Source organism: Actinacidiphila paucisporea, assembly GCF_900142575.1.
Classification (GTDB): domain Bacteria; phylum Actinomycetota; class Actinomycetes; order Streptomycetales; family Streptomycetaceae; genus Actinacidiphila; species Actinacidiphila paucisporea.
The window spans coordinates 652,349-667,453 of sequence record NZ_FRBI01000001.1; the positions used below are offsets into that span (position 1 = coordinate 652,349).

Sequence of the window (15,105 nt, forward strand, 5' to 3'; positions counted from 1 at the left end):
CTCGGCATGACCTTGAGATGGCCATGACAGTGGGACGGTACGTGGGGCGCTCCGCGCGGGGAGAGAGGATCCTGTGACCGCCGTTGGTCTACTCCTGCGAAATACTTGGCGTGCTGCGGAAACCACCGTGTGTGAAGACAACTTTCAGGCGTTGAAAGCGGGAATGCTGTGACCGACGCGCGCAATGCGGCAGATGCGGCGGGAGCGGACCCGTCGATGGACGCGCTGGAGCGGGAGCTGACGGTGCTCTTCCGCCGCGCGCGGGCGGCCTCCGGCGAGCTGGCCCGAGCGGTGCATCCGGAGCTGGAACCGGCGGCCTACGGACTCCTGGTCCGGCTCCAGGAGGCCGAGCCGGAAAGGGCCACCGACCTGGCGTCCTACTTCGGCGTCGGCAAGGCGACGATGAGCCGCCAGCTGCGGGCACTTGAGGTCCTCGGACTGGTCACCAGGGAGCCCGATCCCGCGGACGGCCGCGCCTTCCTGATCCGCCTCACCCCCGACGGCCGCGCCCGCTTCAACCACGTCCGCCACGCCCGCCGCGCGGCCTACCTGCGCCAGCTCTCCTCCTGGCCCCGCCCCGACCTCGCGGACCTCGCCCGGCTCCTGCACAACCTGAACGAATCCACGGCGGAAGTCCTGTGACCGGCGGGCGCCCACCAGGGTGACCGCCCTGCGCGGTGCGGGGCTACAACTCCACCAGGACGGCGGTCGCGTCGTCGAAGGGCTTGCCCCGCGGCACGGCCGCCCCCGCGGGATCGGCCAGCTCCTGGTCGCGCACCCGGGTGAGCAGGGCCTGCGGCCCGGCCTTGCGCAGGAGTGCGAAGGTCGACGCCCAGTCGTCGGAGCCGAAGACCTCGACGCCCCGCGCGGCACCGTCCGTCAGCGCCGCGAAAGCGCGCAGCGACGCGACCGGGACGCGGCCGGTGACCGCCTTCGCGGCCACCGCGGGATCGGCGGCGGCGGTGAAGAAGCCCCCGGGCAGGTTACGCAGCGGCCCGACCCGGGTGCCCGCCGCCCGCAGTCGGTCGATGCGGTCGTCGAGGACCGCGGTCACGGCCCCGTCCGGACCCTCCAGCAGCAGCGCGGAGTCGGAGAGCACGAGGTGCTCCACCTCGTCCGCGCCCCACCGCACCGCCACGACGGTGGCTTGCGGCGTCAGCGGGTGAGAAAGGTCACACGTGCCCCGGTGTGCCTCCGCCGTCAAGGCGATCGCCGCGGACAGGCAGTCGGCGAGCGTGCCGTCCGGCCGCGAAAGGGACTGTTCGAGCAGCGCGCCGCCCAGCCGTGAGGTGAACCACGGCACCGAGTGGACGCAGTCCCCGTTGCCCGGCGGCGGGGTGACCCCGTCCAGCAGGACCAGTGCCCCGCCGTGTCCGCCGGCGGGCAGCGCCACCGCCGCGAAGTCCTCGTTGGGCGCCCCCGGCACCCCGGGCGCCGTGGCCGTCTCGATCCGCATGGTCCCAGTGTGCGGCAGGCTGCGTTCTGGCCGTTCTGGCCGTTCTGGCCCGTTCCGCCCGTTCGAGCCGCTCAGGCCCCTCCGGCCGCCCGAGCTGTTCGACCGGCCGGTCGGTCGGCGCGGCTGTGGGCGGGCATCTTGCCAAACGCGGCACGGCAGCGCCAGTAGGCCTCCGGCGTCCCGAACCCCTGTCCGGTCTACTCGGCTTGTCCGGTGTGTCGCCAGTGCGATTCACTCGTTCGAGTGTCCGGAGGAGGGAGCCATGGCCCCCTTCCTGGCGGGGCTGCAAGGGTCGTGTCTGCCCCTGCATATTCCTGGGGAACACCCGCCGGCGATACGTGATTGCGAGCCAGAAGTGCGTGAACGACGTCAACCGCGCGAACGTCGGGTCAGGCAGCGCATGCTCGCCGCCCTCCTGGTGTGCGCCGCCGCGGTCGTGGCCGCCGCCGCACCTGGTGTCGCGCTGGGCGCCGGCGATCTGACGGCGGCGCGGGACCGGGCCGCCGCCGCGGGCCTGGAGACCCGCACCACCGTCCTGGCCCACGACCTGGCCGACGAGCGGGACGACGTGGCCGCGCTGGTCGCCGCCGGCGCGAAGGCGCCGAAGCTGCCCGCCGCGGACGGCGCGCGGACCGACCGGCAGCTGGCGGACGTCCTCGCGGCCGGCCCGCCCGCCGCGCTGCGTACCGTGCTCGCCGCGCTGCCCGGCGCCCGCAGGGCGGCGCTCGCCGCGCGCGCGGACCACGACGGCGTGCAGGCGGCCGTGACCGCCTATCAGCCGCTGATCGACGCCCTCGGCCGCGCCGGGGACGCGCCGGGCGCAGGACCGCTCACCCGGCTGGCGGGCGCCGCCTCGGTGCAGCGCGGGCTGCTGGTGGGCGCGCTGACCCAGGGAGGGACACAGTCGGCGCTGGTGGCCGCCGCCCGGACGGCCGCGCTCCAGGAGCGCGCGGCGCTGGCCGACTTCCGCGCCACGGCGCCCGCCGACCTGCGGGACCGCTACGACAAGGCGGTGACCGGCGCCGACGTCGCCAAGGCCGACCAGGACACCGCCGAGCTGCTCGACGGGCCTGAGTTGACCCGTACCGACCGCCAACTGGGCGCCGCCGCAGTCAAGTCCGCGCTCACCGCCCGCATCGGCCTGCTCCGCGGCGTCGAGGTGTCCGCGGCCGCCGATCGGGCCGCCACCGCCGCCCACCACCGCGACCACACCGTCACGATCCTGGAACTGCGGTGCGCCCTCGCCGCGTTGTGCCTGCTGCTGCTCGCCGGTGTGCTGGTCGCCCTCTTCCGCAGCCTGACCCGCCCGCTCGCGGCCCTGCACCGCTGGTCGCGCTCCGACGCGGAGAGCGGCCGGGGCGTCGAGGTGATCGGCCAGGACGAATACGCCGCCGTCGCCCGCCGCGCCAACGCGTTGACCCAGGAGGCGCAGGCGCTGCGGGCCCGCGCGGCCGATCTGGGCAACGAGCTGACCGCGCAGCGCGGCGCCAGCCAGGGCGCCAGGGGCGCGCTGGCCGGAGCCGTCGCCGAGAAGGACGCGCTGCGCCGCGCCCACGACGAGCTGATCGCCCACGTCACCGAGCTGGACCGGGAGTTGAGCGCGGCGGCGGCCCGCAATGCCGCGCACATGACCCATGTCAGCCTCAGCCTGCGCACCCTGGGCCTGGTCGAGCGGCAACTCGCCCTGATCGAGACCATGGAGGATCAGGAGCAGGACCCGGACCGGCTCGCGACCCTCTTCCAGCTGGACCACCTCGCCACCCGCATGCGCCGCAACAGCGAGAATCTGCTGGTACTGGGCGGCACCGAGCACAGCCACGGCGCCACCGCCCGCCCGGTCCCGCTGATCGACGTGGTGCGCGGCGCGATCTCCGAGGTCGAGCGCTACGAGCGGGTGCGTATCGAGATGCTGCCCGGCGTCAGGGTGGCGGGGCGCGCGTCCGACGACGTGGCGCACCTGCTCGCCGAACTCCTCGACAATGCCACCGGCTTCTCCGCGCCGACCACCGAAGTCCTGCTGTCCGGACAGCTGCTGGAGACCGGCGAGGTCGTCGTCGCGGTCGTGGACTCCGGTATCGGGGTGCCCGGGGAGCGGCTCGACGAGCTGAACGCGCTGCTCGCCGACCCCGACCCCGTACCGCCGGGCGCGGTCGCCGGCATGGGCCTCTACGTCGCCTCGCGGCTGGCCCGCAGGCACGGCGTACGGGTGCGGCTGCATCCACTGGCGTCCGGCGGCACCCAGGCCGTGGTGGTGCTGCCCGGCCTGCTGGTGCCCCCGGTCGCGCCCGACGAGCCGCCGGTCACCCCGCTCGACCCGGCCGCCTTCACCGGCGGCGACCCGCGCCGCTATGCCGCGGCCCCACCCGTGCGCCTACCGGCGCAGGCGTCGAGCCCGGACGCCGTCCACGGATTCGCGCCGCCCTCCGACTCGCCGTCGGACCTGCCCGCCGACCTGCCGGCCGCCCCGGCCCCGGCCCAGCCCTTCGTGCCCGCGCCCGCGCCGCTCCGCCCGACGCCCACGCCCGCCGCGGCACTCGCGCCTTCCCCCGAAAACGGTTCCGCCGCCCCCATATCCCGCTCCGCCGGCGGCCCCACCGGGCAGGGGCTGCCGCAGCGGGTGCGCGGGGCCGTCGGCACCCGGCGGGCGGCGCCGCCCACCCCGGCGCCGCGGGTGGACGCGGCCGAACTGCGGCGCAGGCTCGACGGGTTGCAGCGCGGCCTGCATGCCGGCCGCGCCGAGGCGGCACGTGAACGTGACGAGGCGCCCGCGGGGTCGCGGGAGCAGGCAGATCCGGCAGGAAACGTTGAGGAGGCGACGCGTTGAACGCGGTCGGCACGCAGAGCGGGGTGCTCAGCCAAGAGGCCCGGGGATTCCAGTGGTTGCTGCACAATTTCGTGGCGGAGGTGCACGGCGTCCACTCGGTCGCGGTGGTCTCCTCCGACGGACTGCTGCTGCTCGGTTCCGAACCTGACGACGGTTCTGACGGCAAGAGCGGGCAGAATATGACGGAGGCGCCCGCGCATCCGGGTCTGGCCGGCCAGAGCCGGATGGACCTCGCCGCGGTCGTGTCGGGTCTGGCCTCGCTCACCGTGGGCGCGGCCCGGCTGATGGACGGCGGTCGGGTCAGGCAGACCACCGTCGCGATGACGGACGGAGTGCTCGTGGTGATGTCGATCAGCGACGGCTCGCTGCTCGGCGTGCACGCGACCGCCGACTGCGACCTGAGCGTGATCGCCTACCACATGGCCCTGTTCGTGGGCCGCGCCGGACACGTACTGACCCCCGCACTCCGCAGCGAGTTGCGCCAGGCCACCGGGAGAGCCGACTGATGTCGTCCATGTCCGCACTGCCCAGACGCGGGGCACCGCAGCGAGGTGCCGACCGCCGGACGGACCGGGTCCGTCCGTATTCGCTGACCGGCGGTCGGACCAGGGTCGGCCACGTGCTGCTGGTCGAGACCTTCGTGGCCACCGTGGAGGGTGCGGAGGAGCCCTACGCACCCGCCAGGGGTGGTTGGGCGGAACGCGTGCTGCCCGAGAGGCGGGCGATCGTGGAGTTGTGCAGGAGAATGCGGTCGGTGGCCGAGATCTCCGCGCTGCTCAGGATGCCGCTCGGCGTCGTCCGGGTGCTGCTCAGCGATCTCGCCGACCAGGGAAGAATTCGTGTGTACGGCACCGGGCACGGGTCCGGCAGCCCCGACCGCGCGCTGCTCGAAAGGGTGCTCAGTGGACTTCGCAGGCTCTGACCGGCCGGACGGCCTGCAGGACTGGCAGAATGACCGCGGCCGCGCGCCGGTCTCCACGAAGATCGTGGTGGCCGGCGGTTTCGGTGTGGGCAAGACCACCTTCGTGGGCGCGGTGTCCGAGATCACCCCGCTGACCACCGAGGCGGTGATGACCCAGGCCAGCGAGGCGCTCGACGACCTGGCCGCCACCCCGGAAAAGGTCACCACCACGGTGGCCATGGACTTCGGCCGGATCACCCTGGAGAAGGACCTCGTCCTCTACGTCTTCGGCACACCGGGGCAGCAGCGCTTCTGGTTCATGTGGGACGACCTGGTGCGGGGCGCCATAGGCGCGGTCGTGCTCGCCGACACCCGCAGGCTCGCCGACTGCTTCCCCGCGCTCGACTACTTCGAGGGCACCGGGCTGCCCTACACGGTCGCGGTCAACCAGTTCGAGGGCACCGCCGCCTACACGGGCGAGGACGTGCGCGAGGCGCTGGCGGTTCCTTCGCACATCCCGGTCCAGATCATCGACGCGCGGAAACGGTCCTCCGTGGTCGACGCGCTGCTCGCGCTGGTCACCCACGCGCTCGCAGAACAGCCTTTCTGACCCGGCCGGTCGAGCCGACTGAGCCGACTGAGCCGACGACATCACCAGAGCAGAACCGAAGCGGGGGCGCCGTGCGCAAGATCCTCATCGTCGGAGCCGGGCAGGCCGGGCTCCAACTGGCCCTCGGCCTCCAGGCCCGTGACTACGACGTCACCGTGATGTCCAACCGCACCGCCGACGAGATACGCACCGGCCGGGTCACCTCCACCCAGTGCATGTTCGGCGCCGCCCTGGCCCACGAGCGGGCGGCCGGCCTGGACTTCTGGTCGGACCTGGCACCGCGGATAACCGGCCTCGGCATATCGGTTGCCGCCGGCCCGGAGGTGGCCGCCCCCGGAGCCGCCGCCCCCGGAATGGCCCCCGAGCCCGCCGCCGGAGCCGCGTCCGCCCGCGCCCTCGACTGGCTCGGCCGCCTCGACGCCCCCGCGCAGTCCGTCGACCAGCGCGTGAAGATGGCCGGCTGGCTGGAGACCTTCGCGGAGCGCGGCGGCAAGGTCGTCGTCCACGCCGCGACCGCCGCCGACCTCGACTACTTCTCGCTCGCCTACGACCTGGTCCTGGTCGCGGCGGGCAAGGGCGAGACCGTCTCGATGTTCCGCCCCGACGCGGCCCGTTCGCCCTACGGCACCCCGCAGCGCGCGCTGGCCGTCGCCTACGTGCACGGCCTCGGCCCGCGCCCCGAGCACCCCGACGTCCTCGCGGTCCGCTGCAACCTGGTCCCCGGCGTCGGCGAACTCATCGTCATCCCGGCCCTGACCACCTCGGGCCCCTGCGACATCCTCTTCTGGGAGGGCGTCCCCGGCGGCCCGGTCGACGCCTTCGGGTCCGTCAAGGACCCCGCGGACCATCTGCGCCTCACCCTGGACCTGATGCGCCGCTTCACCCCGTGGGAGTACGAGCGCGCGTCCGCCGTCGAGTTGACCGACCCCCACGCCACCCTCGTCGGCGGCTTCACTCCGACCGTACGCGAGCCGGTCGCCGAACTCCCCGGCGGCGGGCTGGTGCTGGGCGTCGCCGATGTGATCGTCGCCAACGACCCGCTCACCGGCCAGGGGTCCAACAACGCGGCCAAGTGCGCCGCGGCTTACCTGGCGAGCATCGCCGAGCGCGGCGAACTGCCCTTCGACCGGTCATGGATGGAGGCCGCCTTCGCCCGCTTCTGGTCGCAGGCGGGCCCCTCCACCCGCTGGACCAACGCGATGCTGGCGGCCCCGCAGCCCGACCACGTCCACGCCCTGCTGACCGCAGCCGTGACCCGCCCGCCGGTCGCCGACCGCATCGCCAACGGCTTCGACACCCCGGCGGACTTCGACCCGTGGTTCTACGAGCCCGAGGCCGCGGCGGACTATCTGTCGGCCACCGCACCGTAGGACTGGTCGGCCTGCGGCTGGTCGCCTTGCTGGTGGCCGGCCTGCTGCGGGACCGGGCGGGGTGTGTAGTCCGCGAGGGGCTGGGAGCCGAGGTCGGGGCGGACCGCGCCGAGGATCGGGTTGGCGGCGATCGGGGAGACCTGGACCACCGTGCCGGTGTGCGGGGCCTGGATGACCAGGCCGTCGCCGATGTAGAGGGCCACATGGGTGGCGCCGGGGAAGTAGACGACCAGGTCGCCGGGGCGCAGCAGCGACAGCGGCACGTGCGGCAGCCGCGCCCACTGCTCCTCCGCCGTGCGCGGGATCGGGACGCCGGCGTGCGACCAGGCCTGCGAGGTCAGGCCCGAGCAGTCGAAGGACCTGGGGCCCTCGGCGCCCCACACGTAGGGCTTGCCGAGCTGCTGGAAGGCGTAGCCGATGGCCCGGTCGCCGGTCGTCGAGGGCGCCCGCCGGGCCGCGTCGGGGCCGAGCGCCTTGGAGTCCATGAATTCCTGCTGGGCCTTGTCCGCGCCCTGCTTCTCCAGCGCCTGCAGCTCGCTGATCTGCACCCCGCTGAGTCCGGCGAGCAGCCCCTCGACCTGCCGCAGATGCGTCTCGACCTGCGTCTTCTGCGCGGCCTGCTTGTTCTGCGCGACCTGGGCGGCGTCCAGTGCCCGCTGCGCCTGCGCATTGAGCGCGGCCAGCCGCTTCTCGCCCGCGGTCAGGCCGTTCACGACGTCCTGCTGGTGCCCGACGGCACGCTGGGCGATGTGCAGGACCCCGAAGAAGTCCTGCGGGGTCTCGCCGTCCAGCATCGACAGGTACGGCGACACCCCGCCGCTGCGGTACAGCTGCCGGGCCATCAGCCCGACCTGGTCCCGTCCGGCGACGACCTGCGACCGCTGCGCGGCGAGCTGCGTGTCCAGTGCCCGCGCCTTGACGCGCTGCTGGTCGGCGGACTCCTTGGCCTTGTTGTACGCCTCGGTGGCCGTCTCCGTCTGCTGGTAGAGGCTCTGGAGCTGGTTCAGCAGGTCGGGCAGCGAGCCCGGGTCCGCGGTCCCGGTGGGCGTCGGCACGGCCTCGGCCGGACCGCTCGCACCGGCCGCACCACCGGCACCCGGGTCGGGCGGCGCGGCCTCGGTGGCCGCGGGCTGTGTGGCCGAGGGCGACGGGACCGGCGGGTCGTACGGCCGCGCCGCGGCCCGCTGCGCTGCGGGCAGCGACAGGGCCGCGGAGGCGAGCAGCGCTCCGCACACGGCGGCGCCACGAAGCCACGTCCTGGTCGTCCCGACCACCTGCATCCCGGCTGTCCTCCCTGTGACGATCACTCAGGATCGTGTCATAGGTTGTCATATCTTCGACAGCAGGAAAGGGTGATTTCGCCCAAGTGGGTCACTCCGACGGGTGATCGTCTCGCCTCGTCCCGCGCCCTTCCCCACCCGTTCACTCTCACACCGCCACAGCTGCCCCCCAAGCACCGACGCACCGCCGCGGCGACGCCACCCGTGTGGCGGGCGCGCGCAAGCGTACGGCCCGGTCGCCGCCCTCGGGACCGAGCCGTACGCGTCTGGGGGGTGCCGCCCGGGGGTCAGCCGAAGTAGTGGTGGAAGTTGTTGCTGAACTCCCAGTTGCCGAAGTGGTCCCAGTTGATCGACCAGGTCATCAGGCCGCGCAGGGCGGGCCATTGGCCGTGGGTGGTGTAGCTGCCGCAGCTGGTCTTCTTCGTCAGGCAGTCGAGGGCCTGGTCGACGGTGGCGGGGGCGGTGTAGCCGTTGCCCGCGTTCGTGGTCGCGGGCAGGCCGATGGCCACCTGGGAGGGGGCCAGGGCCGGGAACATGTTGGCCGTGTTGCCCGCCACCGGGAAGCCGGTGAGGAGCATGTCGGTCATCGCGATGTGGAAGTCCGCGCCGCCCATGCTGTGGTACTGGTTGTCCAGGCCCATGATCGAGCCGGAGTTGTAGTCCTGGACGTGCAGCAGCGTCAGGTCGCCCCGCATCGCGTAAATCACCGGCAGGTAGGCGCCCGCCCGCGGGTCCTGGCCGCCGAACGGGCCGGAGCCGTAGAACTGGTAGCCGAGCTGCACGAAGAAGGTCTCCGGCGCCATCGTCAGCACGAAGCCGCTGCCGTAGCGGGCCTTGAGGGTCTTCAGCGCCGAGATCAGGTTGACGATCACCGGGGTGGTGGGGTTCTTGAAGTCGGTGTCGCCGGTGTTCAGGGACAGCGAGTGGCCCTCGAAGTCGATGTCGATGCCGTTCAGGCCCCAGGTGTCGATGATGCCGCTCACCGAGGAGACGAAGGCGTCCCGCGCGGCGGTGGTGGTCAGCTGCACCTCGCCGTTGGCGCCGCCGATGGACAGCAGCACCTTCTTGCCCTTGGCCTGCTTGGCCTTGATCGCGGCCTTGAAGTCGGCGTCCGACTCGACCGAGGGGCACTCGGCGACCGAGCACCGGGTGAAGTGGATGCTGCCCGAGGTCGGCGAGCTGGTCTCGCCGAAGGCCAGGTCGATGACGTCCCAGCTGTCGGGTACGTCGGCCAGGCGGGTGTAGCCGGAGCCGTTGGCGAAGGTCTCGTGCAGGTAGCCGACCAGGGCGTGCGTCGGCAGCCCGCCGGAGGGCGGCGGCGACGTCGGGGGAGTGGTGGGCGGGGTGGTGGGAGGCGTCGTCGGCGGGGTGGTGGGGGGAGTGGTCGGGGGAGTGGTCGGCGGGGTCGTGGGGGGCGTGGTGGTGCCGCCGCCCGGGCCCTGGAGCGAGATGTCGTCGGCCAGGTAGGCGGGCTGCCCGTACCAGCCGTGGACGTAGACCGCCGCGCTGGTCTGGCCGGCGCCGGTGGTGAACGACACGCTCAACGGCGCGTATCCGCTGCCCGTGCCGGGTGTCCAGGTGCTGGTGCCGCCGTCCACGCCGATGTAGACGTAGCTGCCCTTGACCTGCGCGGTCAGCGTGTACGTGGTGTTGGGCGCGACGCTCACGGTCTGCTTGCACTGGCCGGTGGCGGAGGAGGAGGGCACGCCCTGGAGTGCGTAGGTCCCGCTGTGCGCCTGCCCGCTGACGGCGGTGGCGCCCGCGTCGCAGCTCCAGCCGCTCAGATTCCCGGACTCGAAGCCGCCGTTGGCCAGGAACTCCCCGGCGCTCGCGGTCGGGGCCAGGGCGACCAGGCCGCCGACGGCCACGGCGCCGGCGAGGGCGGCGGAGGCGGCCGCCAGCGATCTTCTGCTGCTTCTTCTGCGGGGCATGGCGAGCATGGCGGCTGCTCCTTCTGTGGGGGGCGGGGCGCTCACCGCGCAGCAAACAGGTTTAGACCAATCGTGTCAATGGTCCGGACCAAAGTCCCCGCCGCCGCGTCAGCCCCGCTTCGACCACGGCCACTTCGGCCCCGGCGGCGGCTTTCCGTCCGGCGCGTACACGAACACCCACGGCGTGCGGTTCCTGCCCCGCTCCCCGTGCGCCCGGTGGTAGACGTACGTCCGCTCCCCGGCCGGCACGGTGTACGCCTTGGGCGGCTGGCCCGTCATCCCCACGATGACCTCGATGCTGCGCCCGTCGAGCGGGCCCCCGACGAACTCGCACGCCTCATGCCTCACCGGCCCACTTTCCCACGTCCCGCGGGCGCGTCCCCGAGGGACACCCCCGGCGCGAGGGGGCGCCGTACTCTGGGGCCATGAGCAGCAGTGCGGCGCCGGCGTACCGCCGGATGAGTGTGGAGGAGCGCCGCGCGCAGCTGTTGAGGTCCGCGGTGGACCTCTTCGGGCACCGCAGGCCGGAAGACGTGTCGATCGACGACGTCGCCGCGGCCGCGGGCGTCTCCAGGCCGCTGGTCTACCGCTACTTCCCCGGCGGGAAGCAGCAGCTCTACGAGGCCGCGGTGCACGGCGCGGCCGAGGAGCTGATCGGGCGGTTCGCCGTGCCGTCGCAGGGCCCGCCCACCGGGCGGCTGGCGGCGGCGCTCGACCGCTACCTGGCCTACGTGGACGAGCACGCGCCGGCGTACGGCGCGCTGCTGGGGGGTGGCGGGGTCGCGGAGACCAGCCGCACCGGTGCGATCGTGGACGGCGTACGCCGCCGCGCCGGCGAGCAGGTGCTGCGCCATCTCGGCGTGACGGACCCGGGACCGCGCCTGGCGATGATGGTGCGGTCGTGGATCGCCTCGGTCGAGGCGGTCTCGCTGATCTGGATCGACGAGGGCCGCCGCCCGCCGGTGGGGGAGCTGCGGGACTGGCTGGTCGACCACTTCATCGGGCTGCTGCTGGTGACCGCGACCACCGACCCGGAGGCGGCGGAGGCCGCGGCCCGCGCGCTCCCGCAGGAGACCCGCGACAGTCCGGCGGGCGCCCTGCTGGCCCGCCTGGCCCCGCTGGGGCCGGCGGCGGCGCACCTGCTCGGCGGGGACGGGGCGACCCCGTAGGGACCCGGCCACCGTCGGGCGACCGGGCCCGAGGCGATCCGCCGTCAGGCGACCAGCCCTCAGGGGAGACCCCGCCGTCAGGCGACCAGGCCCGAGGCCCGCCACATGCGCCTGCTCGGGCCCCGTATCAGCCCGATCTCGTCGAAGAACTCCATGAGCCGCTTCGCGGACTGCCGCATCACGTCCTGCCGGTGCGGGCTGGCCGCCGCCAGGTGCGCGGCGTACTTCGGGTCGAGGCCGACCGAGGCGTAGACCTGCGGGCTGATCAGGGAGCGGGCGATGACGCGGGCGGCCTGGGCCGAGGACAGGCGGGTGAGTTCGATCTCCCAGCGCGGCGCGGTGGCCATCTGGCGGCGCAACTCCTCGCGGGCGTAGCGGATGTGGCGGGCCTCCTCCACCACGTGGATGCGGGTGATGCCCCGCACCAGCGGCTGGACCCGCTCGTCGGGGAAGGTCAGCCGCTGCATCCAGTCGAGGATCTCCTCGGCCAGCAGGGTGCCGGTGAAGGAACCGGGGGTCGTGGACACCGTCTTGAGGACCCGGCCGAGCTGGATGTCGAGCCGCGAGGGCCGGTAGGCGGGCGTGCCCATCTTCGTGACCGCGCGGGCGAACATCTTGGAGTGCCGGCACTCGTCGGCGATCTCGGTGAGGGCGTAGCGGACGTGGCCGCTGGTGGGGTCGAGGTCGTAGGTGTGGCGGAGCAGCAGCTGCATGAGGATCGTCTCGAACCAGACCCCGATCGAGCACAGGGACGCGGCCTCGTGGCGGCTCAGCGCGATGCGCTGCTCCTCGGACATGTGGGTCCACAGCGGGGTGTCGTAGAGCGAGACCAGCTCCGGCGGCCAGAACCAGCGGCCGTCCTCGAAGGGCGCGTCCCAGTCCAGTTCGGTGTCGGGGTCGAAGGAGTGCTTCGCGGACGCCGCGAGGAGGCGTTCCGCGGTCTTCTCGCGGTCGGTCAGTGTGGCGTCCATGCCGAACGGGCCTCCGGTGCACGAGGGTTACCTGCGGTACGGGTCTTATGAGACTCTGTGTCAACAAGGCCGTCAAGCCCCCGCGCACGATCCGGCCGGGGCCGGCCGTCGCAGTGAACGAGCCGCCGGGCCGCCCAGCGGGCGCCCGGCGGCGAGTGAGCGCCACGAAGGAGGGAGCCGCCCATGTCGACGGAAGGCCGCTACACCACCCCGCCCACCGAGTGGACCTGGCAGGTGCCGGCCCACGGCTCGGCCCGCTTCTCCTGGGAGTACGACGACGGCCGCGACCGGCTGCTCGCGCTCTACCAGAAGGGCAAGGACAAGCAGTGGGACGCGGTCCGCCGGATCGACTGGGACCTGGAGGTCGACCCGTACGACCCGCTGGGCACCCCCGACGAGGCCATGTCGCTGTACGGCACCCGCTACTGGGACGCGATGTCGGACCGGGACCGCGGGCTGCTGCGGCAGCACTACACCTCCTGGCAGTTCAGCCAGTTCCTGCACGGCGAGCAGGGCGCCATGGTGTGCGCGGCCCGGATCGTGGAGTCGGTGCCCGACCTGGACGCCAAGTTCTACTCCGCCACCCAGACCATGGACGAGGCTCGGCACGCCGAGATATACGGCCGCTTCCTGCACGAGAAGATCGGCATGCTCTACCCGATCGACGACAACCTCCAGGCGCTGCTCGGCGACACCCTGCGCGACTCGCGCTGGGACATGCCCTACCTCGGCATGCAGGTGCTCATCGAGGGACTGGCGCTGGCCGCCTTCGGCATGATCCGCGACACGACCGACAAGCCGCTGCCCAAGCAGATCCTCGCCTACGTCATGCAGGACGAGGCCCGCCACGTGGCCTTCGGGCGGATGGCGCTGCGGGACTACTACCAGCAGCTCACCGACGCCGAACTGCGCGAGCGCGAGGAGTTCGTGATCGAGGGCTGCTACCTGATGCGGGACCGGCTGCGCGGTCTTGAGGTGCTGGAGAACTTCGGCGTCCCCACCGCGGAGGCGGCCGAGCTGACCGAGAAGTCGGAATTCCTGCGCCTGTTCAGGAAGCTGCTCTTCTCCCGGATCGTGCCCTGCGTGAAGGACATCGGGCTGTGGGGGCCGCGGCTGCAGCAGGCCTACGTCGACCTGGGCGTCTTCGACCTCGGCGACTCCAACCTGGACCTGCTCATGACCGAGGACGAGGAGATCGCCGAGCGGATGGACGCCGAGCGCTTCGCCGCCGAGGAGGACGCCCGGGTGGCGGAGGTCGAGGAAACCATCGCCCAGGGCGCCGACAGCGCGCCGTAGGATCGTACGCTTGTCCGATGACGGACACCGGACCGATATCGCGGCGCGCCCAACGCCGGGCCAGGGCGCGTCGCCGGCGCCGAAGAAACGCGGCGGTCGGGGCGTCCGTGCTGCTCCTCGCGGCGGTGGCGACCGGCTGGGCGGTCTACGGCCGCGGCGGCAGCCCCGCCGACGCCGCCGCCCGCCAGGTCGCGGCCCCCGGAACGGCCCCGGCGGCGGCGCACCCGGCGAAGCCCGCCGCCAAGGCGCCCGCCGAACCGGCCGGGACCGTCACCCTCGCCTTCGCCGGCGACGTCCACTTCACCGAGCGCACCGCGGACCGGCTCGGCGTGGACCCCGCGCTCGGCCCGATGTCCACCGCCCTGTCCGCCGCCGACTTCGCGATGGTCAACCTGGAGAGCGCGATCACCTCCCGCGGCACCGCGCAGCCGAAGAAATACCACTTCCGCACCACCCCGGCCGCGCTCGGCGCCCTGAAGCGCTCGGGGATCGACGCGGTGACGATGGCCAACAACCACGCCGTCGACTACGGCGCGCAGGGCCTGCAGGACAGCCTCGCCGCCCAGGCGTCCGCCCCCATCCCGGTACTCGGCATCGGCGCCGACGAGACCGCCGCCTACCGGCCGTACGTCACCACGATCAACGGCGTACGCCTCGCGGTGGTCGCCGCCAGCCAGGTCCAGGACTACACCAACCAGGCCTTCAGGGCGGGCCCCGACCGCCCCGGCATCGCCTCCGCGCTGGACCGGCCGCGGCTGCTGCGGGCCGTCAGGGACGCCAAGCGGCAGGCGGACGTGGTCGTGGTCTACCTGCACTGGGGCACCGAGGGGCAGAACTGCCCGGGACCCGAGCAGAAGTCGATCGCCGCCGACCTGTCGCAGGCCGGCGCGACCGCGGTCGTCGGCACCCACGCCCATGTGATGCTCGGCTCCGGCATGCTCGGGCCGACCTATGTCGCCTACGGCTTCGGCAACTTCCTCTGGTACGGCTCCTCGCCCTACCCGCACTCCGACCAGACCGGGGTGACCACCCTGACCGTCACCCGCGGCAAGGTCGCCAGGGCGGTCTTCACCCCCGCCCTGGTCGACGGCAACGGCGTGCCGCAGCCGCAGACCGGTAGCGCGGGCACCGCCATCACCGACCGGTACGCCCAACTGCGCGGTTGTACGGGCCTGGCGACCGCTCCGCACTGATACGTCCTGATCGTGTAACGACCCCCTGGGCGCGGGACGGTGGCGGAACCGTACCCTGGGCGACCGCATCTATCCGTGCGCAGGCCGCACCGGACGCGGAACTG

14 protein-coding genes are annotated in these 15,105 nt (G+C 73.2%); 9 read left to right on the plus strand and 5 right to left on the minus strand.

All coding sequences use genetic code 11. From position 1 onward, the window contains the following. Positions 1-216 precede the first annotated feature (216 nt). Positions 217-642, plus strand: a complete 426-nt coding sequence (locus tag BUE44_RS03025) for a MarR family winged helix-turn-helix transcriptional regulator (protein WP_079189420.1) — start codon at positions 217-219, stop codon at positions 640-642. A gap of 43 nt (positions 643-685) precedes the next feature. Here BUE44_RS03025 and BUE44_RS03030 read toward each other — a convergent pair whose 3' ends face one another. Continuing rightward, positions 686-1,456, minus strand: a complete 771-nt coding sequence (locus tag BUE44_RS03030) for a protein phosphatase 2C domain-containing protein (RefSeq protein WP_073493253.1) — start codon at positions 1,454-1,456, stop codon at positions 686-688. Between the two features lie 400 nt (positions 1,457-1,856). Here BUE44_RS03030 and BUE44_RS03035 point away from each other — a divergent pair, with 400 nt between their 5' ends. The 5 genes from BUE44_RS03035 (at position 1,857) to BUE44_RS03055 (ending at position 7,161) form a co-directional block, all read left to right on the plus strand. Next, a complete protein-coding gene (locus BUE44_RS03035; protein ID WP_073493255.1) occupies positions 1,857-4,280 on the plus strand; it encodes a sensor histidine kinase in 2,424 nt (807 codons plus the stop codon). Next, positions 4,277-4,786: a roadblock/LC7 domain-containing protein gene (locus tag BUE44_RS03040; protein ID WP_073493257.1), complete on the plus strand. Its 510-nt coding sequence runs from the start codon at positions 4,277-4,279 to the stop codon at positions 4,784-4,786. The genes BUE44_RS03035 and BUE44_RS03040 overlap by 4 nt, the downstream gene beginning before the upstream one ends. Continuing rightward, a complete protein-coding gene (locus BUE44_RS03045; protein ID WP_073493260.1) occupies positions 4,786-5,202 on the plus strand; it encodes a DUF742 domain-containing protein in 417 nt (138 codons plus the stop codon). The genes BUE44_RS03040 and BUE44_RS03045 overlap by 1 nt, the downstream gene beginning before the upstream one ends. After that, positions 5,183-5,791, plus strand: coding sequence for a GTP-binding protein (locus BUE44_RS03050; protein ID WP_073493262.1), 609 nt, complete (start codon positions 5,183-5,185; stop codon positions 5,789-5,791). Before BUE44_RS03045 ends, BUE44_RS03050 begins: the two co-directional genes overlap by 20 nt. A gap of 71 nt (positions 5,792-5,862) precedes the next feature. Further along, a complete protein-coding gene (locus BUE44_RS03055) occupies positions 5,863-7,161 on the plus strand; it encodes a styrene monooxygenase/indole monooxygenase family protein (RefSeq protein WP_073493264.1) in 1,299 nt (432 codons plus the stop codon). Here the strand turns inward: BUE44_RS03055 and BUE44_RS03060 are convergent. The 3 genes from BUE44_RS03060 to BUE44_RS03070 all read right to left on the minus strand — a co-directional run bounded on the left by BUE44_RS03060 (position 7,137) and on the right by BUE44_RS03070 (position 10,720). Further along, entirely contained in the window at positions 7,137-8,441 is a 1,305-nt protein-coding gene (locus BUE44_RS03060; protein WP_079189422.1) for a C40 family peptidase, read from the minus strand. The genes BUE44_RS03055 and BUE44_RS03060 overlap by 25 nt on opposite strands. A gap of 287 nt (positions 8,442-8,728) precedes the next feature. After that, the gene (locus tag BUE44_RS03065) at positions 8,729-10,381 is read right to left on the minus strand and encodes a chitinase (protein ID WP_407639985.1); all 1,653 of its coding nucleotides are present in this window, start codon (positions 10,379-10,381) and stop codon (positions 8,729-8,731) included. 99 nt (positions 10,382-10,480) lie between these two features. Then, entirely contained in the window at positions 10,481-10,720 is a 240-nt protein-coding gene (locus BUE44_RS03070; RefSeq protein WP_073493266.1) for a hypothetical protein, read from the minus strand. A gap of 77 nt (positions 10,721-10,797) precedes the next feature. Here BUE44_RS03070 and BUE44_RS03075 point away from each other — a divergent pair, with 77 nt between their 5' ends. Continuing rightward, complete coding sequence (locus tag BUE44_RS03075; RefSeq protein ID WP_073493268.1) at positions 10,798-11,541, plus strand: TetR/AcrR family transcriptional regulator; 744 nt, start codon at positions 10,798-10,800, stop codon at positions 11,539-11,541. A 77-nt stretch (positions 11,542-11,618) separates the two neighbouring features. Here BUE44_RS03075 and BUE44_RS03080 read toward each other — a convergent pair whose 3' ends face one another. Further along, complete coding sequence (locus BUE44_RS03080) at positions 11,619-12,512, minus strand: AurF N-oxygenase family protein (RefSeq protein ID WP_073493271.1); 894 nt, start codon at positions 12,510-12,512, stop codon at positions 11,619-11,621. 183 nt (positions 12,513-12,695) lie between these two features. Here BUE44_RS03080 and BUE44_RS03085 point away from each other — a divergent pair, with 183 nt between their 5' ends. Next, entirely contained in the window at positions 12,696-13,808 is a 1,113-nt protein-coding gene (locus tag BUE44_RS03085) for a ferritin-like domain-containing protein (protein ID WP_073493273.1), read from the plus strand. 17 nt (positions 13,809-13,825) lie between these two features. After that, entirely contained in the window at positions 13,826-15,001 is a 1,176-nt protein-coding gene (locus BUE44_RS03090) for a CapA family protein (protein ID WP_073493275.1), read from the plus strand. Positions 15,002-15,105 lie beyond the last annotated feature (104 nt).